We start from the raw sequence: 23,098 nt of genomic DNA, 5'->3' as shown, positions 1-23,098 counted from the left end.
GCGTTTCCGGTCGGATTCCTGGTTATCGCTGCTCGGACAGCCGATCGGCGCCCTGCCCGCAGTAGTCGAGGTCTGTACCCTTCGTACCGCCGCTGCGGAAGTGCAACGCTGCGCGGGTTTCGGGTGCGGCATTTTCGGTCTACACCTCTCCCGTGTCGGAGAGCGGACCCGAGGTCGGGGTTGTCGTCATTTCCTGCTCCTGTGTCGAGGACTACTCCGGTGTCGTGCAGCCGCTCGGGCACCGGCAGGGGGCGGTCCGCTCGGCCTCGTGCAACCGGTGGGCGAGCCGGACCTCATCCACCTGGGACGTGCGGCCGAGCGACCGCGCGGCAGGTGGTACACGTCCGGATCCCTGTCGGCGAAAGGCGCTGTGGCAGGGCCGGACTCGTCGACGAGGTGGTCGGGGGCACGAAGTACTGACGGCCGCCCCACCGGTCGGCTACCGGGGATCGGCATACGCCTACGAGATTGGCGGTACACCACCGAGGGCACGAGTGTTGCGCTCAGCTCGAGCGCAACACCGGTACGGCATCATCCCGTACCCCAGCATGGCCGCACCCATGCCCTGCGTGAACACCGGCTCGAAGCTGGCTGCGCTGGAGCGGATCACCTCGTGCAGCGTCCGCAACTGCGCGGCGCGCTCACCCGCCCCAGCCAGATAGTCCTCGAACTCACGCGCTGATGGTCACGGCTTGGTGCCGATGTCGACACCGGGCGCCGCGTCGGTGATGACCGAGTCCGCGGCGACGACGGCGCCGCCGCCCTTGCCGCGCTTGCGCGCCCGCAGCCGCCGCTCCAACCTGGTCGCCACCAGCGTCAACGCACTGTTGAGGGCGATCATGATGATCGCGATGACGATCAGCGCCGGGATCGTGTTCTGTTCGGCCGCGCCGAGCTGCTGTCCCGAGCGCACGATCTCGACATAGGTGATCTGGTAGCCCAGGGCCGAGTCCTTCAGCGCGACGACCATCTGCGAGATCAGCGCGGGCAGCATCGCTGTGATCGCCTGCGGCAGAAGGATCAATCGCATCAACTGGTTCTTACGCATGCCGAGCGCGACGGCCGCCTCGGTCTGCCCTTTCGGCAGCGAGCGGATGCCCGCACGGACGATTTCCGCGATCACCGAGCCGTTGTAGATGGTCAGTGCGGTGACGACCGCGGCGAGCGCGAGATCGTCGGACTTGAACAGGTCGTAGTCCGAGTACACCGCGAACAGGAAGATCATCAGAATCAGCACCGGGATGGCGCGCGCCACCTCGACGATCGCCCCCGCGACCCAGCGCACGACGCGATGGTCGGACAGCCGCAGGACTCCGAAGATCATGCCGAGAATCAGCGCGAACACGATGGACAGCAGCGCGGCGACGATCGTTCCGCGCAGACCGGGCAGCAGATAGGTCGACCAGACCTCCGCCTCCAGGAACGGCTTCCACTTCTCCGCGGTGAACTGGCCCTTCTCCGCGAAACCGCGGTAGAGCGCCCAGCCCGCCGCGGCCACCACGAGCACGACCAGGACCGAGTAGATGTTGTTGCGCAGTCTCGCCTTCGGGCCCGGCGCGTCGAACAGGACCGAAGCGCCCGCGCTCATACCTGCGCCTCACTGACGCTCATCGAGCCACCTCGTACTTCTTGGCCAGCCAGCCGAAGAACAGGCCGGTCGGCAGGGTCAGGATCACGAAGCCGAGCGCGAAGATCGCGCCGATCGCCAGAACCGCGGCTTCGGTCTCGGTCATCTCCGCCATCAGGGTCGCCGCCTCGGCGACGCCGATGGCCGAGGCGATGGTGGAGTTCTTGGTCAGTGCGATCAGCACGCTGCCCAGCGGGGCGATCACCGAGCGGAAAGCCTGCGGCAGCACGATCAGCCGCAGATTTTGCAGGAAGCCGAAGCCGAGCGAGCGCCCCGCCTCGGACTGGCCCATCGGCACGGTGTTGATGCCCGCGCGCAGCGACTCGCAGACGAAGGCGGCGGTGTAGATGCTCAGGCCGATGACCGCGAAGCGGAAGTTGTTCTGTGCCAGGGAATCCGGTCCCTCACCTGCGAGGCGCCAGCCCATCGTGGTGTAGAGACCGAGCGACATGAACACGATGATCAGCGTGAGCGGGGTGTTGCGGAAGATGGTGACGTAGGCGGTGCCGACCCAGCGGGCGACCGGCACCGGAGACACGCGCAGCCCGGCGACGACGGTGCCCAGGATCAGCGCGCCGACCGCGGACAGCACGGACAGTTGGATGGTCACCCAGAAAGCTTCGAGGATTTGGCTGTCGTACCTCGAGATCAGGTCGAACACGGCGGGCGCGTCCCTCCGATCGGGTCTCGATGGTCAGGGGAAGGGCGGGGGTGGCCCGGTCCGGTCGGGACCGGGCCACCGTCCGAGAGGCGGGACGTCAGTACCGGTTGACGGTCGGGGGCTGTGGGGCCTGGTAGCCGGAGGCGCCGACGGTCGAATCGAACGCCTTCTTCCAGGAACCGTCGGCGATCATCGCCTCGATGGCGTCGTTGATCTTGTCCCGCAGCTCCTTGTCGCCCTTCTTCGACCCGATGCCGTAGTTCTCCGTGGTGAACGGCTTGCCGACCACCTTGAACGCGCCGCTGCTCTGTGCGGCGTAACCGGCCAGGATGATGTCGTCGGTGGTCACCGCGTCCCAGGATCCGGCGCGCAGGCCCTCGAGGCAGAGCGAGTAGGTGTCGTTGGTCTGCAACTGGGTGTCGGGGAAGTTCTTCTCGATGTTCTGGGCCGGAGTGGAGCCCTTCACCGAGCAGACCTTCTTGCCCTTCAGATTGTCCGGGCCGTTGATGTCGGTGTTGTCGGCGCGCACCAGCAGCGACTGCCCCGCGACGTAGTACGGTCCGGCGAAGTCGATCTTCTCCTTGCGCTTGTCGTTGATCGAGTAGGTGGCGACGATGTAGTCGACCTGCCCGTTCTCGATCAGCGTTTCACGCTGCGGCGACGGCGCCTCCTTGAACGTGATCTGATCCGGCTGCACACCCAGCTTCCCGGCGATGTACTTGGCCACCTCGACATCGAATCCGCTGTAGGACCCGTCCTTGTTCCGCAGGCCCAGACCCGGCTGGTCGAACTTGATGCCGACGGTGAGCTTGCCGTCCTTGGCGTGGTCCAAGGCGGATTTGTCGTCGCCGCCGCCACACGCGGTGGCGGTCGCGGCGGCGAGTGTCAGGGCGATCGCTCCGACACCGATGCGCAGAGCACGATTGATCCTCATCGAGTTCCTTCTCCCTATCCGTGGGTGTGCTGGCCGCTGTGTCCGGCGGGTCAGTGGCTCAAAATCTTGCCCAGGAAGTCCTTGGCGCGTTCGGACTTGGGGGCGGTGAAGAAGGCGTCCGGCGCCGCGTCCTCCACCACTTGGCCGTCGGCCATGAACAGCACACGGTTCCCGGCGCGGCGCGCGAAGCCCATCTCGTGGGTGACGACCAGCATCGTCATCCCCTCCTTGGCCAGCGACACCATCACCTCGAGCACTTCGTTGACCATCTCCGGGTCCAGCGCGGAGGTCGGCTCGTCGAACAGCATCACCTTCGGGCTCATCGCCAGCGCGCGTGCGATGGCGACGCGCTGCTGCTGCCCACCCGACAGCTGCGCCGGGTACTTGTCGGCCTGATTCGCGATGCCGACCCGGTCGAGCAGTTGCATCGCGCGGGCCCGGGCGTCGTCCTTCTTGACCTTGCGTACTTTGACCGGCGCGAGCATGACGTTCTCGAGGATCGTCTTGTGCGCGAACAGGTTGAACGACTGGAAGACCATGCCGACGTCGGCGCGCAGTGCGGCCAGTGCCCGCCCCTCGGCGGGCAGCGGGACACCGTCGATGGCGATGTCGCCGGAGTCGATCGGCTCCAGGCGGTTGATGGTGCGGCACAGCGTGGACTTACCGGAGCCCGAGGGGCCCAGAACGATCACGACCTGCCCCTTGGGGACCTCCAGGGTGATGTCCTTGAGTACGTGCAGGTCGCCGAAGTGCTTGTCCACATTGCGCATCGAGATCATCGGCGGCGCGCTGGTGGCGGCGCTGACGTCCCCGGCAGAGGCGTCCCCGGTGGTGCCGGGAGCGGCGGCGTCGTCGGTCATGGACATGACCTTAGGCAAAAATCGGAAATTTGCCCGACTTTCCGCGACACACCGTCTCGCCGCGCCGATTCGACATGTGCGCGTAACCTCGCAGTCCCTCCGCTTCGGCCGTGAGATCGCCCGGAGCCTGCGCCGATGCCCGCGAAAGCCGCCGGAGGCCGCCCCGTACCCTGGACGGGTGGATTCGATCGGACAGGCAGTGTTGGCTCCCGCGCCCGCCGAGGGCACAGCACGCAGTTACGAGGTCCGCACCTTCGGTTGCCAGATGAACGTGCACGATTCCGAACGCTTGTCGGGTTTGCTGGAGGACGCGGGCTACGTGAAGGCCGCGCCGGGCGCGACGGCCGACCTCGTCGTCTTCAACACCTGCGCGGTGCGCGAGAACGCCGACAACAAGCTCTACGGCACCCTCGGTCACCTGGCGCCGATCAAGGCGAGCCATCCGGGCATGCAGATCGCCGTCGGCGGCTGTCTGGCGCAGAAGGACCGCGACGTCGTGGTGCGCAAGGCGCCGTGGGTGGACGTGGTCTTCGGCACGCACAACATCGGCTCGCTGCCGGTGCTCCTGGAGCGGGCGCGGCACAACCGGGAAGCCCAGGTGGAGATCCTGGAGTCGCTGGAGGCGTTCCCGTCCACCCTGCCCGCCAAGCGCGAATCGGCGTATGCGGGCTGGGTTTCCATCTCCGTCGGTTGCAACAACACCTGCACCTTCTGCATCGTGCCCGCCCTGCGCGGCAAGGAGGTCGACCGCCGCCCCGGTGACGTGCTCGCCGAAGTGCAGGCGCTGGTGGACCAAGGCGTGCTCGAAGTGACGCTGCTCGGTCAGAACGTGAACTCCTACGGCGCGTCCTTCGCCGACCCGGGCGAGCCGCGTGATCGCGGCGCGTTCGCCAAACTGCTGCGCGCCTGCGGGCACATCGACGGCTTGGAGCGGGTTCGTTTCACCTCTCCGCACCCGGCGGAGTTCACCGACGACGTGATCGAGGCCATGGCCGAGACCCCGAACATCTGCCCGCAGCTGCACATGCCGCTGCAGTCGGGTTCGGACCGGGTGCTCAAGGCGATGCGGCGCTCCTATCGCCAGGCCCGCTACCTCGGCATCATCGACAAGGTGCGCGCGGCGATGCCGCACGCGGCGATCACCACCGACATCATCGTGGGCTTCCCGGGCGAGACCGAGGAGGACTTCCAGGAGACGCTGGAGGTGGTCCGCCGAGCCCGCTTCACCAGCGCGTACACCTTCCAGTACTCCAAGCGGCCGGGTACTCCCGCCGCCGACATGCCCGACCAGCTGCCCAAGGCCGTCGTCCAGGAGCGCTACGACCGGCTCATCGCGCTGCAGGAGGAGATCTCCCTCGCCGCCAATCAGGAGTTGGTCGGCACCGAGGTGGAGCTGCTGGTGGCCGACGGCGCGGGCAAGAAGAACGCCGCGACCGCGCGGATGAGCGGCCGCGCCCGCGACGGCAGGCTGGTGCACTTCCGCCCGGGCGGCACGGCCGAGCCGATCCGCCCCGGCGATCTGGTCACCGTCGACATCACCGGTGCGGCGCCGCACCACCTGATCGCCGACGCCACGATCAAGACCCACCGCCGTACCGCGGCCGGTGACGCCCACGAACGTGGCGTCACGCCGAAGACCGCGCCGATCGGCGTCGGTCTCGGGCTGCCCCGCATCGGCGCGCCGATCCCCGAACCGGCGGGCGCGGCCTGCTCGACCGGCTGCGGCGCATGACCACCGGACCGGACGACGACGGCGACGCGGCCCGCGGCGCCGACGGCTCTGTCCCCGCGTCCGGCGACGACGAGCGCGGAGCGTCCGCGGCGACCCCGCGGAACCAGCCCGCGCGCCCCGGCGGAGACGAACGAAACGAGGATTCAGTGAGCTCGGTCGAGAGCACCAACGATTTCGAACAGTTCCGTGACGATCTCGACGCCGTCGAGCGCAGGATCGCCGGCGAGATCGATCCCGGTATCCGCGCCATGGTCGTGGCGGGTGCGGTCTTCCTGCTGCTGGTGTCGCTGGTGCTGCCGCACGCGGGCGCGGCACGCGGCTTCGACGTGCTGCTGAACACCGACGTGGCCCGGGTCGAGCACATCGGGTTGCCCTCGCGGGTCTTCGTGTGGTTCCTGGTGATCTTCGGTATCGGATTCTCGACGCTGGCGCTGATGACCCGTCGCTGGGTACTCGCCTGGATCGCCGTCGCGGGCAGCGCCGTGGCCAGCGTGTTCGGGGTGCTCTCGATCTGGCACCGCCAGACTCCCGGGGTGGGCAACTACATCGGCGCGGGCCCGGGCATCGGCTTGATCCTCGGCGCGATCGTGACCATCGTGCTCACCTTCCACTGGATCCGCGTGGTGTGGAGCCGCACCGCGCTGCACCTGGCCGCCGAGGAGCAGCGCCGCAACGCCGCCGCGGCCGCGGAGGAGCGCGACCGCCGTCGTCTCACCGGCGAATCCTGACCCGGTCTTCCAAGACGACCGCGGCCCCTCCCGGTCGGGAGGGGCCGCGGTCGTCGCTTCAGTCTATTACCTGCCTCAGCGGTTGCTGACGGCGCCTTCGGCTGCCTCGGCCCACTCCCGCCACTGCTTAGCCTGCTCCAGCGCCTTCTCCGCGTCGCGGGCGTTGCCCGCGGCCTGCGCCTTCGCGGCCTGCTCCTCGAACTGCGCGACGCGCTCCCGGAACTGGGCGGCGCGTGCCATCGCCTCCGGGTCGGTGCGCCGCCACTGCGCGTCGACGGCGTCGCGGACGCGCTTCTCGATCGCACGCAGCTTGCCTTCCAGCTCCTGCATACGCTCGCGCGGCACCTTGCCGACGGCGTCCCACTTGTCCTGGAGCTCGCGCAGCCCGCTGCGGGCCGCTTCCAGGTCGGCCGACGGATCGATGAAGGCGTAGGCGCGCAGCAACTCCTCCTTGGCGGCGGCGTTCTGCTCGAACTCCGCGTCGCGCTCGGAGACGGCGGCGTTGCGGGCGGCGAAAAAGACGTCCTGCGCGCTCTTGAAGCGCCGCCACAGCGCCTCGTCGGCTTCGCGCGGCGCGCGTCCGGCGGCCTTCCACTCGGAGAGCAGGTCACGGAAGATGCCCGCGGTGGCCACCCACTCGGTGGAGCCGGACAGCTCCTCGGCCTGCACGCACAGCTCTTCCTTGCGCGCTTTCGCGGCGGCGCGTTCGCGATCCAGCTCGGCGAAGTGCGCGCCGCGGCGGCGGTTGAACGCCTCGCGCGCCTTGGAGTAGCGCTTCCACAGGGCGTCGTCGACCTTGCGGTCCACGCCCCGAATGGACTTCCATTCGTCGAGGATCTCGCGCAACCGATCACCCGCGGCCTTCCACTGGGTGGACTCGGCGGCGATCTTCTCCGCCTCCGCGGCGAGCGCCTCCTTGCGTTCGGTGTGCTCGTGGCGGGCGCGTTCCTTCTCTTCCTTGGCGTGCGCGGCGGCCTCTTCGGAATGCTCGGTGATGGCCTGCAGGCGTCGGCCCAGGCCCTCGATGTCGCCGATGACGGCGGCGGTCGGCAGCGACTCGGCCAGCGCGACGGCGGCGGCCTTGGTCTTGCGCGCGTCGGCGCCCGCAGCCAGCCGGGCCTCCAGCAGGGCGACCTCGGTGGCCAGGTCGTCGAACCGACGGCCGAAATGCGCCAGGCCCTCGGCGGCGTCGCCGGCCTGCCAGGAACCGACCTGACGCTCGCCCTCGGCGGTCTTCACCCACGCGGTGCCGTCCTCGTCGACCCGGCCCCAGCGGCTCGGATCGGAGACGGTGGGAACGACGACGGGATGGGGATGCTGCTGAGCCGGGCCCGGCGCCGGTTTGACCGCGTGCGGCTTGGGCGGTTGAATCGAGCTGCCCGGTTTCGGGGCACCGGAAGAACGCGGCATCTTGCCGGGGCCGGCTTTCGCGGTTCCGTTGCTGTCGGTCATTTTTCCTCGTCCCTGCCGCGCGTCACGGCTGCCTGGTTACGCCCTAGCTCATCCCATTCAACCCGGTCCGAGCCCTCGAGACCATCGATCCATGCCTTCCCGCGGAGGAATCCCGGGGATTCCAACCCCTGATGACCTGGGTTGTAGCTCCTCGAACACTATCAATCCCGGCGGTGTTTCCGGCAGAGACACTCGAAGCCGGGCGGTACCGGTGGTCCCGGCAACGACTACGGTTACGACGTGTTCTCCGTCGCCGCCCTCGTTCCGTCGCCGCCCGTCCTGATCCCAGAGCTGTGCGGCGGCGTGGCGGACGCGGCGGGAGCAGCGGAAACCGACCCCCGCGCGGTGTTGCGGACCGCCGTGCTCGAGGCCGTCCGCGCTTTCGCGGCGGGGACCGACCGGTGGACCGTGATCGGGGTAGGGCCCGGCGACCGTACACTGGGTCCGCAGACCGTCGGCACCTTCCGCGGCTTCGGGGCGGACGTGCGGGTCGGTCTGTCCGCCGCGGCGGTCGCCGCAGCGGAGCGAGCCGATGCCGACCTACCGCTGGCCGTGCTGATCGGCGGCTGGCTACGCGGGCAGGTAGCCCCGGACGCGGTCGCCGAGGCGCGCATCGTGCCGGCGGACGCGACCCCGGAGCACTGCCTCGAGATCGGGGCGAAGCTACGTGCCGAACTGGACGGCGACGCCGCGCCGCACGGTGTGCTGGTCGTCGCCGACGGCGCGGCCACCCTGTCCGTCAAGGCCCCCGGCTACCTCGACGAACGTGCCCGGCCGGTGCAGGACCGGCTGGACCACGCCCTGACCACGGGTGACCGCGCCGCCCTGCGGGCACTGGACCCGGGGCTGTGCGCCGAACTCGCGCTCGCGGGCCGCGCGGCCTATCAGGTGCTGGCCGGGCTGTTCCGCGCCGACCCCCTGGTGGACACGCGCTATTGCGACGCCCCGTTCGGCGTCGGTTACCACGTGAGCCTCTGGCGGCCCACCGGAGACGATGCGCCGTGACGGATTCGGGCATCACTCCGATCGCGGTCGTCGGTCCCACCGCCACCGGCAAATCCGATCTCGCGCTGGACCTGGCCGAACGGCTCGGCGGCGAGATCGTGAACATCGACGCCATGCAGCTCTACCGCGGCATGGACATCGGCACCGCGAAGCTGCCCGTCGCCCAGCGCCGCGGCATTCCGCACCACCAGCTCGACGTGCTCGAGGTGACCGACACCGCGTCGGTGGCCGCCTATCAGGCGGCGGCGAGCGCGGACGTTCGCGCGATCATGGGGCGCGGCCGGGTGCCGGTCATCGTGGGCGGCTCGATGATGTACGTCCAGGCGCTACTGGACGAGTGGGAGTTCCCGGCCACCGATCCGGCCGTCCGGGCGCGCTGGGAAGCGGTGCTCGCCGAGGGCGGTGTCGCCGCCGTGCACACGGCACTGCGCGAGGCCGACCCGGTGGCCGCGGCCACCATCCTGCCCACCGACGGACGGCGAATGGTGCGAGCGCTCGAGGTCGTGGAACTGACCGGACGGCCGTTCGCCGCGTCGGCGCCGACCATCGGGCGGCCGCGCTGGGGCACGGTGATCATCGGCGTCGACCGGGACACCGCCGCACTGGACGCGCGCATCGAGCGGCGCACCGCCGCGATGTTCGAGGGCGGACTGGTCGAGGAGGTACGGGGCCTGATCGAGCGCGGCCTGCGGGCGGGCGTCACGGCGCGGCGCGCCATCGGGTACGCACAAGTCCTGGCCTATCTGGACAACGAATACGACCTGAACCACGCTCAGGAACGCACTCTGATCGGCACCCGGCGCTACGTGCGCAGGCAGCGCTCCTGGTTCCGGCGCGATTCTCGGGTGCGGTGGGTGGACGGCGCCGCCTCCGATCCGGTCGCGACCGTGCTGGCCCTGCTCGACGAGAAAGAGAAAGAACGGACTACGCAGTGACCCGACGTGTCAGCACACGCAACGCCTCCGTCCAGGTGTGGCAGGCCTACCTCAACAATCGCACCAAGCGTCATCGTGACGGCCGTTTCCTGGTGCAAGGGGTCCGTCCGATCACGCAGGCCGTGGCCAACGACTGGCCGCTGGAGACGCTGCTGTACCGCCTCGGCGGCCCGGAACTGTCGAGCTGGGCGCGTGAGGTGCTGGACACCAGCGGTGTGCCGCAGGTCGGTTTGGTGCCGGAGCTGATGGCCGAACTCGGCGAGAAATCCGCCGGGATCCCGGAATTGGTGGCGGTCGCGGAGTCACGCCAGCTCGAGCTGGAGACCTTCGAGCCCGGTGAGCCGGGGGAGGACGCCCCGGTGGTCGTGGTGTTCGACCGGCCCAACTCGCCGGGCAACCTGGGCACGCTGATCCGCTCGGCCGACGCGTTCGGCGCCAGCGGTGTCATCGTGACCGGGCACGGCGCCGACCAGTACGACCCGCAGGCCGTGCGCGCTTCGACCGGTTCGCTGTTCGCCGTGCCGGTGTTCCGCGCCGCCGGACCCGCGCAGGTACTGGAGTTCCGCAATCGGCAGCTGCGCCGCGGGATTCCGACCCGGATCGTGGGGACCGACGAGCACGGCAGGCACGCCGCCTACGACTACGACTTCACCGAAGCGACCGTCCTCGTCGTCGGCAACGAGACAAGCGGGATGAGCACCGCCTGGCAGGCGGCCTGCGACGACCTGGTGCACATCCCGATGGGTGGCACGGCCAGCTCGCTGGGCGCGCCCTCGGCGGCCGCGGTCGCGCTCTACGAAATTTCCCGGCAGCGCCGGACGTTTGCCAAGTGACGACGAGACAGGGAGACATCGCACGTGCCGGACATCGAGTTCACCAAGGGCCACGGCACCCAGAACGATTTCGTGGTGCTGCCCGATCCGCAGGCCGGTTTGGCGCTGACCGCGGCGCAGGTCGGCGCGCTGTGTGATCGCAGGCGCGGGCTCGGCGCCGACGGCGTGCTGCGGGTCGCGCGGGCCGGTGCGCTGCGGGCGGCCGGCGTGCTCACCGAGATCCCGGAGGGTGTCGGCGCCGAGGACTGGTTCATGGACTACCGCAACGCCGACGGCTCGATCGCGGAGATGTGCGGCAACGGCGTACGCGTGTTCGCCCACTACCTGCACGCGTCGGGGCTGGAGACCCGCGACAGCTTCGTCGTCGGCAGCCGCGCCGGGGCGCGCCCGGTCACAGTGCATGCCGGTGACGCGGTCACGGGGGACGTCACCGTCGGTATGGGCCGGGTGCGCGAACTCGGGGAGTCCACCGCGACCATCGCGGGCTGGGCGCTGTCCGGGATCGGGATCGATGTCGGCAATCCGCATCTGGCCTGCGTCGATCCCGGAATGTCCGTGGACGCGCTCGGCAAGCTCGACCTGACCGTGCCGCCCGGCTTCGATCCGGACCTGTTCCCGCACGGGGTCAACGTCGAGATCGTCACCGCGCTGGACGCCGAGGGGACGGTCGACATGCGGGTCTACGAGCGCGGCGTGGGCGAAACCCGTTCTTGCGGAACGGGAACCGTCGCCGCCGCGGCCGCGGCGTTGGCCGCCGACGGCTTCCGCATCGCCGAGGACACCGGCCGGGTGACGGTCCGGGTGCCGGGCGGCGAACTGACCGTCGGGCTCGAGCGCGGCTCGGCGTGGCTGCGCGGCCCGTCGGTCCTGGTGGCCACCGGCCGCCTCGCGGAATCCTGGTGGGCGGCTCCCTGAGCGGTACCGCCCTCGAATAACCGGGTGCGTACTGCGGTGATGTCGTGGCAGCATGGATGGCGTATGAGTAAAGCAAAGACGTATGAATTCACTCCGGCGGATGACGGCGACCGCGCCGACGAGCCGGCTGACGACGCGGTGTCCGGCGAAGACGCGGTGACCGGCGACGTCGTCGCCGAGCACGCCGCCCGGATGAAGCGATCGGGCTGGTCGGCCGATCCCACCGTGGGTGAGCTGCAGTTGGAGGACCGCAGCTCGCTGCGCCGCGTGGCGGGCCTGTCCACCGAGCTCACCGACATCACCGAGGTCGAGTACCGGCAGTTGCGCCTCGAGCGCGTCGTGCTGGTCGGCGTCTGGACCGCGGGGACCGCCGCGCAGGCCGAGGCGAGCATGGCCGAGCTGGCCGCGCTCGCCGAGACCGCGGGCTCCGAGGTGCTGGAGGCGCTGATCCAGCGCCGCGATCGGCCCGATCCGGCCACCTACATCGGCTCCGGCAAGGCCGACGAGTTGCGCACCGTGGTGCTGGAAACCGGCGCCGACACCGTCATCTGTGACGGTGAACTGACCCCCGCGCAGCTGACCGCCCTGGAGAAGGTGGTCAAGGTCAAGGTGATCGACCGGACCGCGCTGATCCTGGACATCTTCGCCCAGCACGCCACCTCCAGGGAGGGCAAGGCTCAGGTCTCGCTGGCCCAGATGGAATACATGCTGCCGCGGCTGCGCGGTTGGGGTGAGTCGATGTCCCGGCAGGCCGGTGGCCGAGCGGGCAGCAACGGCGGCGTCGGTCTGCGTGGTCCCGGTGAGACCAAGATCGAAACCGATCGTCGTCGCATCCGCGAGCGCATGGCCAAGCTGCGCCGGGAGATCCGGGAGATGAAGACCGCCCGCGACACCATGCGGGCGCGCCGAAACTCCAGCGGCATTCCGTCGGTCGCGATCGTCGGCTACACCAACGCGGGCAAGTCGAGCCTGATGAACACCCTCACCGGCTCCGGCCTGCTGGTGCAGGACGCGCTGTTCGCCACCCTCGACCCGACCACCCGCCGGGGCGACCTGGACGACGGGCGCGAGGTCGTCTTCACCGACACCGTCGGCTTCGTGCGACATCTGCCGACCCAGCTGGTCGAGGCGTTCCGCTCCACCTTGGAAGAGGTCACCGGCGCCGACCTGCTGCTGCACGTGGTGGACGGCTCCGACGCGCTGCCGGTCGAGCAGATCAAGGCCGTCCGCGAGGTGGTCACGGACGTGATCAAGGAATCCGGCACGCCTGCCCCGCCCGAACTGCTGGTGGTGAACAAGACCGACGCGATGGGCCCGACGGAGCTGACCAACCTGCGCGCGCTGCTGCCGGATGCGTCGTTCGTCTCCGCGCACAACGGCCAGGGCATCGAAGCGCTGCGCCAGCGGCTCGCCGAGCTGCTCGGCGGTTTGGACGTGGAGATCAGCGTGCTGCTGCCGTACACACGTGGCGACCTGCTCGCTCGCATCCACGCCGACGGCCGCATTCTGAGTTCGCACCACGAGGAGGGCGGAACGCGGGTCCACGCGCGCGTCCCGCATGCTCTCGCGGCCGCGTTGTCGGAGTACGCGCACGCGGGCACGGCCGCCGACGAATAAGGCGCCGGCCGACTCTGCGGCCGGCGCCTGCGCCGGCGCCGGCGTCGATCAGTCGTTGCCTGGTTTGCTGAACTCTTCGATCAGCACGGGATACTGCTCCCCACCGTGTCCGGCCGCGATCGAGCGGTCGGCCATCGCCTTGATCAGCTTCGGCAGTTCGGCGTTGACCCCCACCGCCTCGCTCTCCTCGATCAGATGCGCCATCGCCCGCGCGTCGGTCTCCAGGGCCGAGACCTCGGCCGGGAAGGAACCGCGGTCGATCTGCTCGGCATACCCGGGCAGCCATTCGGCCACACCGGCGGCTATCTGGCGCGCGAACGGCGCATACGTCGCTGCGTCGACACCGGCTGTCCTGAGGAGAGCAGTGCCCTGGAGCCAGGCGTTCAGGACGCTCCACATCATGGTCAGGCCGGCCACGTCGTACAGGGACGCCAGGCCGTGATCGGCGCCGAGGTAGGTGACGGTGCCGAGGGCGTCGAGTGTCGACTTGTGTGCCTCGAAGTCCGCCTGCGGCCCGCTGTGCAGAATCACCGCCTCGGCGGTCCCGATCGCGGGCGGGACGGCCATGATGGCGCCGTCCAGGTAGCGGGCTCCGCGCTGCCCGGCCCATCGAGCGGCTTCCCGAGCCTGGGCCGAGTCGCCCGAGGTCAGGTTGATCAACGTCTTGCCGCGCAGTTCGATCTCGCTCGCGCCGAGCAACTCGTGCACGGCCTGGTAGTCGGTGAGACAGATGATCGTCAGGGATCCTGCTTCGAGCGCTTCGCCGACCGTCGGCGCCAATCGCGCGCCCTCGGCCACCAACTGATCGGCCTTGGATGTCGTGCGGTTCCACACGGTGGTGGGATGCCCGGCTCGCAGAAACGCGCCGGCCAGCGCCCGGCCCATCAATCCGAGTCCGATGACTGTCACGGAGGTAGTGGTCGTGTCGTTCATGGCAACATCGTCAACGTTGATACCGGTGTGAAGGTCAAGCGAGGTTTCGATGCGGATCGGGGAACTGAGTCGGCGGACGGGCGTCAACGCCCATCAGTTGCGTTACTACGAAGCCCAGGGACTGCTGCAGGCCGACCGCGGCGCGAACGGTTACCGCGAGTACGCCGAGGACGCGGTGCTGCGGGTGCAGCAGATCCGGCACCTGCTCGGCGCCGGTCTCTCCTCCGAGGACATCGCGTACCTGTTGCCCTGCGCGGTGGGAGAGGCTCCGGAGCTGCTCGGGTGTCCCGAGTTGCTGGCCGCGATGCGGTCGCGGCTGCGGCGCCTGGACGAGCAGATGGACAGGCTCGCTCGATCCCGCGACGCTCTCGCCGACTACATCGAGGCAGCCGAGCGAACGGGCAGGAAGAGCTATCCACCCTTCGACGGCGCCGGCCTGGAGCCGGTCCCCGCCTGAACAGCCGGGGTGCCCGGCTACGGCCCGGGTATGGCGGTACACGTGCTCGCCGTCGTACCGGACCGAGAGCGGCGGCAAGGTCCCTTCGGAGGAGGCAATCGGGCCGGAGGGCCCCGTCGATATCCGGTGCGGTGTGGGCGTGCTCACAGCGCACCCGGGTGCCGCGGCCGGTGTTTTTGCCCGCGCAAGGCGGTGACGTGCTGGTTCGCGACAGGCTTGCCGAGGCGCCGAGTGAATCAGTCGAACGACCGGATCGGGCGTGTCGCGGTGTGCTGTGCACATCCGGTGCGACGCAGTCGATTTCGTTGCGCTATCGTCATCGAATCGACATCAGGAGGGTTCATGTCGGACGCCCGCTCCGATTCCCGCACTCGGCGCTCCGGCGCCGCGAACAGCGCCGAGCCGGTGCTCAGCGACGGTGCGCCGCTGTCGGTTTCGCTGACCGACACCGATCTGCGGCTGATCGACACCCTGCTCGCGCCGCTGCGCGCGTGGACCAGCCCGCGCTTCTACGGCTTGGAGAACATCCCTGCCGACGGCCCCGTGCTGCTGGTCGGTAACCACAACCTGCTGGGCGGCATCGACGCGCCGATGCTGCTGCCCGAGGTGCTGCGCCGCCGTGGCCGCCTGATCCGCGGTCTCGCCGAGAATGTGCTCATCAACGTCCCCGGCGTGCGTCACCTGCTGCACCACTACGGCGCGGTGCGCGGCACCAGGTCCAATTGCCTTGCGCTGCTGCGGCGCGGCGAGGCCGTGATGGTGTTCCCGGGCGGCGGCCGGGAGGCGGTTCGCCGCAAGAACGAGAAGTACCTGCTGAAATGGGAAGGCCGCAGCGGCTTCGCGCGCATGGCCATCGAGGCCGGCGCGCCGATCGTCCCGGTCGCGATGATCGGCGTGGACGACGCGTACGACATCGTTGTGGACGGCGACCACCCGATCCTGCGACCGCTGCGCTGGACCGTGCAAGCGCTCGGGCTCAGCCGCGACCTCACCCCGCCGCTCATCCGTGGCGTCGGCCCCACCGTCATCCCACGTCCGGAACGCTTCTACTTCTCCGCGGGCGCGCCCATCGACCCGGCGCCATGGCGCAACGCCGGTGACATGCATGCCGCCGCGACAGAGTTCCGTGATGTGGTGCGCAAGGCGCTGGAAGAGGAAATGAACTTCCTCTTCGCCGAACGGGCGCGCGACGAAGGGCGCACCCTGATGGGTCGCGTGCGCGGCTGGCTGAAACGCTGACAGTCCTGTGCGTTCCGGCCCACCGCGAGGGCCGAATCCCGGCTGATCGTGGCAGTTCGATGATCAGCGAGCCGATCCAGCGTCGTAGACGGACGAGCACGATGCCGACACCGTCGCCGTGGACGCGGCGACGGCCCGGATCGGGCGCAGGCGGACGCGCGGTGCGCTGAGCGACGGCGCGGTCGCCGTGGTCCGCCCGTTCGACGGTGTGGCCGACGTAGTCGGCGCACTCGCTCCCGTACTCGGCGTCGGATAGCCGAGGCGAGTGGACTACTCATCGGCGGGTCGCTCTCGTCATCGGCGGGTCGCCCTCGTCTTAGCGGCCGGTCGCTCGCGTCATCGCGGGACGCCTTCGACTTAGCCGTCGGTCGCCATCGTCGCCGCGTCGATGGATCCTGGCCTCGGTGCTCGGTGCTCGGTGCTCGGTGCTCGGTGCTCGGTGCGCACGACAGACATCGCGGTGGGCGGCCGGGTTTCCCGCCCGCGCATCGGGGGGCTCCTTGCTCGTTGCTCGCGTGACGGCCCCGGCCAGGTCAGCAATGCTCGCCCGTTTGCCGGGAATCTCGCCCGCTGATCTCGACCGGATACGCCGCTCCTGGTGAGACCATGATTATGGCCCCAGAAGTGAACAGGGATTCTCCTTCCGGGTACGGTATGGGGCAACGACTGGTCGGTGTGGATCGGCCGGTGTGGTCACTAGGAGGTTGGCGTGGAACGCACACTGTTCGAACCCGAACACGAACTGTTCCGGGAGTCGTTCCGCAAGTTTCTCGATCAGCACGTCGCGCCGAACCACGCGAAGTGGGAGGACCAGGGCATCGTCGACCGTGAGGTCTGGCTGGAGGCGGGCAAGCAGGGCTTCCTCGGCATGGCCATGCCGGAGCAGTACGGCGGCGGCGGGGTGAAGGATTTCCGCTACAACGCCATCGTCTCGGAGGAGTCGGTGCGCGGCCAGTACTCCGGTCTCGGCTTCACGCTGCACAACGATGTGATCGCGCCTTATCTGCTCGAGCTGGCCAACGAGGAGCAGAAGCAGCGCTGGTTGCCGGGCTTCTGTTCCGGCGAGATCATCACCGCGATCGCCATGACCGAACCGGGCACCGGTTCGGATCTGCAGGGCATCAAGACGCGCGCGGTGCGCGACGGGGACGATTGGATCCTCAACGGCGCCAAGACCTTCATCACCAACGGCATCAACTCCGACATCGTGATCGTGGTGGCGCAGACCGACCCGGAGAAGGGCGCGATGGGCTTCAGCCTGTTCGTGGTCGAGCGCGGCATGCCCGGCTTCGAGCGGGGCCGCAACCTGGACAAGCTGGGCCTCAAAGCCCAGGACACCGCGGAGCTGAGCTTCAACGACGTGCGCGTGCCCGGCAAGAACCTGCTCGGCACGGAGGGGATGGGCTTCATCCACCTCATGCACAACCTGCCGCAGGAACGCCTCTCGATCGCGGTCATGGCCGCTGCGGCGATGGAGTCCTGCCTGGACATGACCATCCAGTACGTCCGCGACCGCAAGGCGTTCGGCAAGCCGATCGGCGCGCTGCAGAACACCCGCTTCGTGCTCGCCGAGCTGGCCACCAAGACCACCGCGGTGCGCCTGATGGTGGACAAGTTCATCGAGCTGCTCAACGAGGGCAAGCTCAGCGCCGAGGAAGCCGCCATGGCCAAATGGTGGAGCACCGAGGAGCAGCTCGACCTGATCAACCGCTGCCTGCAGTTGCACGGCGGATACGGGTACATGAAGGAATACCCGATCGCCAAGGCCTACATGGACGCGCGCATCCAGACCATCTACGGCGGCACCACGGAGATCATGAAGGAGATCGTCGGGCGCAGCCTGAAACTCTCCTGACCACCGGCGGTTCCCGCTCGGGCCGACGGCGGTTGTCGCGTCGTCGGCCGAGCGGTCGGCGTGGCGTATCGCCGGGTTCCCGTGCGACACTGTCGCCTCCTGAGGTGCGGGAGGGCTCGGCGGTCGTCGAGTGCCCGGAGTGGAGGAGATGCGGTGGCGAGCTTCGCGAACCAGGTCGTACGTGGTTATCTGCGAGCCACACGCGCCAATCGCGTGTTCGTCGACGCCGCAGCCGCGCAGGAGCGGATCCGGCAGTTGAGCGTCCGGCCCCGGAACTACGGTCCGCCACGGCGGCTGCGTGCGGATGTGGCGATCACCGTGGAGCGCCGCGGCGGTTGGTCGGTCTATACCCTCACCCCGCGTGGCGGCCGGGCACGAGGAAACGTCGTGTACGCGCACGGCGGCGGTTGGGTGCACGAGATCGCGCCGCAGCACTGGGCGCTCTGCGCTGCCGTCGCGGCGGAAGCCGATGTGGTCGTGACGGTGCCGATCTATCCGCTGATTCCGTTCGGTACCGCGGGGCAGGTCGTTCCGGGCTTCGTGGATCTGGTGCTCGCCAATCGGTCGACCTACGAAAACGTCTGCCTGGCAGGGGATTCGGCCGGGGGACAGATCGCCCTGTCGGCCGCGGTGGTCCTGCGTGACGACCATCGGGTGCGTCTGCCGGACACCGTGCTGATCGCGCCCGCCCTGGATCTATCCCTGAGCAATCCGGCGATACCGATCGTGCAGCCGCGCGACCCCTGGCTGGGCGTCGCGGGGACCCGGGTGCTCATCGAGCACTGGCGGGGCGAACTCGGGATCGGGGACCCGCGGGTCAGCCCGCTCGCCGCCGACCTGGGCGGACTCGGGCCGCTGACGATCTTCTGCGGTACCGACGACATCCTGCATCCGGACAGCCGCCTGCTGGTCGACGCGGCGCGCGGCGCCGGAGTCACGGTGGACTATCACGAGGGTCCGGGGTTGCCGCACGTCTATCCACTGACGCCGACTCCCGAAGGGCGGGCCGCCCGCCGGGTCGTCATCGACAGGCTGCGCAAAGCCCTCGCCGATTGATCGACCGCCGGAACCGGTGGAGATCGGTTGCGGTCGGCCGTTCCGGACTCGATTCCGAGGATTGATAGCCGGACTCCGGTTCAGGCACCGGCCACGGGCAGGGTTACCACGAAGCAGGCGCCGCCGGGCGCGCCATCGATGACGCGGATGGTGCCCCCGTGGCGTTCGACGACATCACGGACGATCGCCAAGCCGAGACCCGCGCCGCCCTCGTCGCGGGTGCGCGCGTCGTCCAGGCGGACGAATCGCTGGAAGATGCGGTCGCGATCGGCGTGTGGCACGCCCGGGCCGTCGTCGGCGACCGACAGCACCACCCGCGCGTCGGCGCCGCGCTCCACGGCGACGCGCACGGTGCTCGCGGCATGCCGCTGCGCGTTGTCGACCAGGTTGCCCAGGACCCGGGCGAGCTGGGTCCGGCTTCCGATGACCGCCACGGTCTGCTCCGGTACCGCGACCTGCACGGCGACCCGGTCGCCGATGCGGTGTTCCAGTTCCTCGTGCACCAGGGCGGCCAGGTCCACGCGATCCGACCGCGGTTGCTCGCCCGCGTCGAGCCGGGCAAGGAGCAAGAGGTCGGCCGCGAGATGCTCCAGGCGGATGGTGTCGCCGATCAGTCCGTCCAGTTCCAGCAGTTTCGGGTGCGCCTGCGCGACTTCGAGTTGGGTGCGCAGACTCGCGATGGGGCTGCGCAGTTCGTGTGCGGCGTCGGCGATGAACCGGCGCTGCCGCTCCGCGGATTCCTCCAGCGCGGCGAGCGTGGCGTTCGTGGTGCTCGCCAGCCGGGCGATCTCGTCGCGGGAGCCCGGCTCGGGGACGCGCCGGGACAGATCGCCGTCCATGATCTCGGCGAGCTGTCTGCGGATCGCCTCCACCGGACGCAGCGCCCGCCGGGTGACCAGCCAGGTCACCGCGGCCACCACCGCGAGCAGCGGCGTCAAGCCGATCAGCATCGCCTGCCGTGCGTCGGCCACCGCGCTGTCGGCGGTCTCCAGGGAGGAGCCCGCGTAGACGGTGGCGGGCCGGCCGCCGGCGACGGTTACCGCCAGCGCGGCCACCCGGTAGGGGTGCGGTCCGTCTTCTTGCTCCACGGTCAGCCATATGTCGCGGAATTCGACTTCGGCCGTCGCGGGCGTCGCGGCCGAGGAAGGGGAGTCTTCGTCGTCCGCCTCGTCTTCGGCGTCTTCTTCCTGGTCGTCTTCCCCGTCTAAGTCGTCCTCGTCCTCTTCGTCATCGGGACCTTTCGAGTGCGGTCCGAAGTCGGCCATCGGTGGCTTCCCCGCGAGGTCGTCGGCGGCTGCCAGGACCCGGCGGTCGGCCGAAACGATCTGTACCGGTTGGCTTTCGGCATCGGGAAACGTCAGGCGCCCGGGATCGGCGTCTGCCGCGAGCTGGGTCGCCACGTCGCGCGCTGTGGTCTCCGCCTGCAGTTCGGCGCTCTCCACCAGGTTGTGGCGCAGCACCGCCAGCACCGCCAGCCCCGCGGCCGTGAGCGCCACCGCGACCACCACGGTCGCCGCCACCGTGGTGCGCGCGCGTACCGAACGCCACCAGGCCTTCCGCCGGCGCTCAGTCACGCTCGGCTGCCAGCCGGTAGCCCGCGCCGCGGACGGTGGTGATCGATCGACGCCCGAACGGCGCGTCGATCTTGCGCCGCAGCGTGCTGATGTAGACCTCGACGATGTTCGGGTCGCCGTCGTAGGCGAAGTCCCAAACATGCTGCAGGATGTCGGATTTGGACACCACTTCACCGGCGCGGACGGCCAAGTGCTCGAGGACGGCGAACTCCTTGGCGGTCAGAGTGACCTCCTGCGCGCCGCGGCGGCAGGTGCGGGTGCCCGGATCCACGATCAGGTCACCGACGCGCAGAACCCTTGCGCCGCCTCGGGTTCGGCGTCGTAGCAGGGCGCGAATGCGGGCCAGCAGCACCAGGTAGGAGAACGGCTTGCTGAGGTAGTCGTCGGCTCCGGTGTCCAGGCCCTCGGCCTCGTCGTATTCGCCGTCTTTCGCGGTCAGCATGAGCACGGGCGTTTCGTGACCCGCGGCGCGCAGCGTGGCGCAGACCCGGTAGCCGTTCATGCCGGGCAGCATGATGTCGAGAATGATCAAGTCGTAGTCGGTGGTGGTCGCCAGGTGCAGGCCCTCGGCGCCGTCGTGCACCACATCCACGGCAAATCCCTCGGCCGACAACCCTTTTGCCAGCGTGAGAGCCAGACGTTTCTCGTCCTCCACGATCAGCAGACGCATCCACCAAGAGTGGCAGAAGGATCCTGAAACCGTCTTCAGGTACCTTCAGCTCACCTTCAGCCGGCGTCCGCCACAGTGGACGCATTCGAGATCAGCACTCCCGCAGGAGGTTTCCCATGAACACCGTTTTCCGCCGCGCCTACGCCGGTCTCCGCTGGCTCATCGTCGGCACGGCCGTCGCGGCCGCGGTCGTCGGTTCGAGTGCCGTCCTGGCTGCCGTCGCCACCGGCGGCCCGGAGGATCACACCGTCGCCTTCAGCTCGGTCGCCGGGGACTGGTCGCTGGTGGCCGACACCGGGATCAGCAGGCAGCAGGCCATCGACAAGGCGGTGGCGTCCGTGCCCGGCGGCCGGGTCCTGTCCACCGAGTTCGATATGGATCGTGGCACCCCGGTGTGGGAGGTCGAGCTGGGCACGCCGGAGGGGGCCGAGTACGACGTGACGATCGACGCGAACAGCGGTGAGGTGCGCACCGTCGCCGACCACGACTGAGCGGGTCGCGTGGTCGCGGGCCACGCACGTGTGACAAGCCGGGCGAGTGGGTAAGCCCCGAGGTGTTTGCTGTCGGCCGGCCGAGATCTGGAGGGAGATCTCGGCCGCGGCTTCGCCCGCACCGAGGCTCCGCCCGTTTCCCGGGAGTAACGGCCTGTCGGAGTGTGCACGGAGCATCCGAAGATTTCTCCCGCGGCCGGTTTGCCCGGGAGTAGCCTCAAGATTGTCCGCTCGACGGAATCGAGGTCGCGATGCACGAGATGGCTATCACGCAGAGTGTCGTCGACGCGGTCTGCGAGCACGCGGAGGGCAGGCGGGTGCACGCGGTCACCGTCGAGGTCGGCGCGCTGTGCGCGGTCGTGCCCGACGCCATGCGATTCTGTTTCGAAGTCGCGACCGAGACCACCGTCGCAGAAGACGCGGAACTGATCCTGGTGGAGATTCCGGGCGTCGCGGCGTGCCGGACCTGCGGCGCCGAGTTCCGGCTGCCGGACCCGATCCTGCTGTGTCCCTGCGGCAGCGCCGATGTCGAGATCCGCTCCGGGCGCGAGCTGCGTATCCGATCCATGGAGGTGAGTGAGGCATGTGCGCAACCTGCGGCTGCGGCGACGACGCCGCCGCGCTGATTCGCATACCGCACGACCACCAGCACGCCGACGGGCACGACCACGCCCATCCGGCCGAGCATCAGCACGAGCACCACCACCCGCACGAGCACGCGCACGGCCCGGATGCCGACCACGTCCACCCGCCCGCCACCGAGACGGTCAGTCTGGAACTGAAGGTCCTGGCCAAGAACGACGATCTGGCGCAGCGCAACCGAGCCTGGCTGGCCGAGCGCGACATCCTCGCGCTGAACATGACCAGCTCGCCGGGGGCGGGCAAGACCACCCTGCTGGAACGCACCATCCGCGAATCCGGCCGCACCCCGATCGCGGTGATCGAGGGTGACCAGGCCACCTTGCTCGACGCCGAGCGGATCAAGGCCACCGGGTGCCGCGTCGTGCAGGTCAACACCGGCGCGGGATGTCACCTGGACGCCGAGATGACCTACCGCGCGCTGGAGGCGCTCGATCCAGCGCCGGGCACCCTGCTGTTCGTCGAGAACGTCGGAAACCTGGTCTGCCCGGCCCTGTTCGACCTGGGGGAGCGGCAGAAAGTGGTGGTCGTCTCGGTGACCGAGGGAACCGACAAACCGCTGAAGTATCCGCACATGTTCCAGGCGGCGGGACTGGTGCTGGTGAACAAGATCGATCTGCTGCCCTATGTCGATTTCGACATGGACCGATGCCGGGAGTACATCCATTCGATACATCCCGGCGTCGAGGTCCTGCCGCTGTCCGTCAGCAGCGGTGCAGGCCTGTCTACCTGGTACGACTGGCTGGCCGAGCAGCGTTGCGCGGCCGGTCCGGCGGCTCTTGAGGATGCCGCCGGGCGCGCTTAAAGTGAAGTGATCAGGATCACATTCACGGGGTGACCCCTTCTTCGAGAAAGGTGAGATTCGGCCCCCGGTGGTCCGCTGCG

The 23,098-nt window shown here is 69.3% G+C and carries 23 protein-coding genes; 15 read left to right on the top strand and 8 right to left on the bottom strand.

The features are described 5' to 3' along the window. Positions 1–685 precede the first annotated feature (685 nt). From IU450_RS08035 to IU450_RS08020, 4 genes are all read right to left on the bottom strand, one after another. Complete coding sequence (locus IU450_RS08035) at positions 686–1,588, bottom strand: amino acid ABC transporter permease (RefSeq protein ID WP_195149124.1); 903 nt, start codon at positions 1,586–1,588, stop codon at positions 686–688. 19 nt (positions 1,589–1,607) lie between these two features. Next, positions 1,608–2,288, bottom strand: a complete 681-nt coding sequence (locus tag IU450_RS08030; RefSeq protein ID WP_043694701.1) for an amino acid ABC transporter permease — start codon at positions 2,286–2,288, stop codon at positions 1,608–1,610. 97 nt (positions 2,289–2,385) lie between these two features. Further along, positions 2,386–3,222 carry a glutamate ABC transporter substrate-binding protein gene (locus tag IU450_RS08025; protein ID WP_195149123.1) on the bottom strand — a complete coding sequence of 279 codons (837 nt, stop codon included), beginning with the start codon at positions 3,220–3,222 and terminating at the stop codon, positions 2,386–2,388. Positions 3,223–3,272: 50 nt separating this feature from the next. Then, complete coding sequence (locus IU450_RS08020; protein ID WP_195149580.1) at positions 3,273–4,001, bottom strand: amino acid ABC transporter ATP-binding protein; 729 nt, start codon at positions 3,999–4,001, stop codon at positions 3,273–3,275. Between the two features lie 259 nt (positions 4,002–4,260). On the opposite strand from IU450_RS08020, the gene miaB reads away from it, so the two are divergent. Then, positions 4,261–5,814, top strand: coding sequence for a tRNA (N6-isopentenyl adenosine(37)-C2)-methylthiotransferase MiaB (gene miaB, locus IU450_RS08015; protein WP_195149122.1), 1,554 nt, complete (start codon positions 4,261–4,263; stop codon positions 5,812–5,814). Beyond that, positions 5,811–6,542 carry a hypothetical protein gene (locus tag IU450_RS08010; RefSeq protein WP_416382845.1) on the top strand — a complete coding sequence of 244 codons (732 nt, stop codon included), beginning with the start codon at positions 5,811–5,813 and terminating at the stop codon, positions 6,540–6,542. Before miaB ends, IU450_RS08010 begins: the two co-directional genes overlap by 4 nt. 75 nt (positions 6,543–6,617) lie before the next feature. Here the strand turns inward: IU450_RS08010 and IU450_RS08005 are convergent, their stop codons facing one another. Beyond that, positions 6,618–7,994 (bottom strand): DUF349 domain-containing protein, encoded by a 1,377-nt coding sequence (locus tag IU450_RS08005; protein WP_195149121.1) that lies wholly within the window; start codon positions 7,992–7,994, stop codon positions 6,618–6,620. A 240-nt stretch (positions 7,995–8,234) separates the two neighbouring features. Here IU450_RS08005 and IU450_RS08000 point away from each other — a divergent pair, with 240 nt between their 5' ends. The 5 genes from IU450_RS08000 to hflX all read left to right on the top strand — a co-directional run bounded on the left by IU450_RS08000 (position 8,235) and on the right by hflX (position 13,299). Further along, positions 8,235–8,999, top strand: coding sequence for a hypothetical protein (locus IU450_RS08000; protein ID WP_195149120.1), 765 nt, complete (start codon positions 8,235–8,237; stop codon positions 8,997–8,999). Continuing rightward, positions 8,996–9,934: a tRNA (adenosine(37)-N6)-dimethylallyltransferase MiaA gene (gene miaA, locus IU450_RS07995; RefSeq protein WP_324197585.1), complete on the top strand. Its 939-nt coding sequence runs from the start codon at positions 8,996–8,998 to the stop codon at positions 9,932–9,934. The genes IU450_RS08000 and miaA overlap by 4 nt, the downstream gene beginning before the upstream one ends. Next, a complete protein-coding gene (locus IU450_RS07990) occupies positions 9,931–10,767 on the top strand; it encodes a TrmH family RNA methyltransferase (protein WP_195149119.1) in 837 nt (278 codons plus the stop codon). Before miaA ends, IU450_RS07990 begins: the two co-directional genes overlap by 4 nt. Before the next feature lie 33 nt (positions 10,768–10,800). Then, positions 10,801–11,682 (top strand): diaminopimelate epimerase, encoded by an 882-nt coding sequence (dapF, locus tag IU450_RS07985; protein ID WP_195149577.1) that lies wholly within the window; start codon positions 10,801–10,803, stop codon positions 11,680–11,682. Between the two features lie 192 nt (positions 11,683–11,874). Further along, positions 11,875–13,299, top strand: a complete 1,425-nt coding sequence (hflX, locus tag IU450_RS07980) for a GTPase HflX (RefSeq protein ID WP_195149576.1) — start codon at positions 11,875–11,877, stop codon at positions 13,297–13,299. A gap of 48 nt (positions 13,300–13,347) precedes the next feature. On the opposite strand, the gene IU450_RS07975 is transcribed toward hflX, so the two are convergent. Continuing rightward, the gene (locus IU450_RS07975; protein WP_195149118.1) at positions 13,348–14,232 is read right to left on the bottom strand and encodes an NAD(P)-dependent oxidoreductase; all 885 of its coding nucleotides are present in this window, start codon (positions 14,230–14,232) and stop codon (positions 13,348–13,350) included. A 49-nt stretch (positions 14,233–14,281) separates the two neighbouring features. Here IU450_RS07975 and IU450_RS07970 point away from each other — a divergent pair, with 49 nt between their 5' ends. The 5 genes from IU450_RS07970 to IU450_RS07950 all read left to right on the top strand — a co-directional run bounded on the left by IU450_RS07970 (position 14,282) and on the right by IU450_RS07950 (position 18,839). Continuing rightward, entirely contained in the window at positions 14,282–14,689 is a 408-nt protein-coding gene (locus IU450_RS07970; RefSeq protein WP_195149117.1) for a MerR family transcriptional regulator, read from the top strand. A 342-nt stretch (positions 14,690–15,031) separates the two neighbouring features. Next, positions 15,032–15,928 (top strand): lysophospholipid acyltransferase family protein, encoded by an 897-nt coding sequence (locus IU450_RS07965; protein WP_195149116.1) that lies wholly within the window; start codon positions 15,032–15,034, stop codon positions 15,926–15,928. Between the two features lie 118 nt (positions 15,929–16,046). Further along, the gene (locus tag IU450_RS07960; RefSeq protein ID WP_195149115.1) at positions 16,047–16,184 is read left to right on the top strand and encodes a hypothetical protein; all 138 of its coding nucleotides are present in this window, start codon (positions 16,047–16,049) and stop codon (positions 16,182–16,184) included. 453 nt (positions 16,185–16,637) lie between these two features. After that, positions 16,638–17,783 (top strand): acyl-CoA dehydrogenase family protein, encoded by a 1,146-nt coding sequence (locus IU450_RS07955; protein WP_195149114.1) that lies wholly within the window; start codon positions 16,638–16,640, stop codon positions 17,781–17,783. 153 nt (positions 17,784–17,936) lie between these two features. Next, positions 17,937–18,839, top strand: a complete 903-nt coding sequence (locus IU450_RS07950) for an alpha/beta hydrolase fold domain-containing protein (RefSeq protein WP_195149113.1) — start codon at positions 17,937–17,939, stop codon at positions 18,837–18,839. An 80-nt stretch (positions 18,840–18,919) separates the two neighbouring features. On the opposite strand, the gene IU450_RS40875 is transcribed toward IU450_RS07950, so the two are convergent. After that, on the bottom strand, positions 18,920–20,413 hold the full coding sequence (locus tag IU450_RS40875) for a sensor histidine kinase (protein ID WP_195149112.1): 1,494 nt from the start codon (positions 20,411–20,413) through the stop codon (positions 18,920–18,922). Next, positions 20,406–21,083, bottom strand: a complete 678-nt coding sequence (locus IU450_RS07940; RefSeq protein WP_195149111.1) for a response regulator transcription factor — start codon at positions 21,081–21,083, stop codon at positions 20,406–20,408. The genes IU450_RS40875 and IU450_RS07940 overlap by 8 nt, the downstream gene beginning before the upstream one ends. 116 nt (positions 21,084–21,199) lie before the next feature. On the opposite strand from IU450_RS07940, the gene IU450_RS07935 reads away from it, so the two are divergent. From IU450_RS07935 to hypB, 3 genes are all read left to right on the top strand, one after another. Beyond that, positions 21,200–21,574, top strand: a complete 375-nt coding sequence (locus tag IU450_RS07935; protein ID WP_195149110.1) for a PepSY domain-containing protein — start codon at positions 21,200–21,202, stop codon at positions 21,572–21,574. Positions 21,575–21,825: 251 nt separating this feature from the next. After that, positions 21,826–22,200: a hydrogenase maturation nickel metallochaperone HypA gene (locus IU450_RS07930; protein ID WP_195149109.1), complete on the top strand. Its 375-nt coding sequence runs from the start codon at positions 21,826–21,828 to the stop codon at positions 22,198–22,200. Then, entirely contained in the window at positions 22,158–23,018 is an 861-nt protein-coding gene (gene hypB / locus IU450_RS07925) for a hydrogenase nickel incorporation protein HypB (protein ID WP_195064404.1), read from the top strand. The genes IU450_RS07930 and hypB overlap by 43 nt, the downstream gene beginning before the upstream one ends. Positions 23,019–23,098: the final 80 nt, after the last annotated feature.

The organism is Nocardia abscessus (genome assembly GCF_015477775.1).
GTDB classification, from domain to species: Bacteria; Actinomycetota; Actinomycetes; order Mycobacteriales; family Mycobacteriaceae; genus Nocardia; species Nocardia abscessus_A.
Note: the sequence above shows the minus strand (reverse complement) of the source record. Positions and strands in the feature narration are given on the sequence as shown.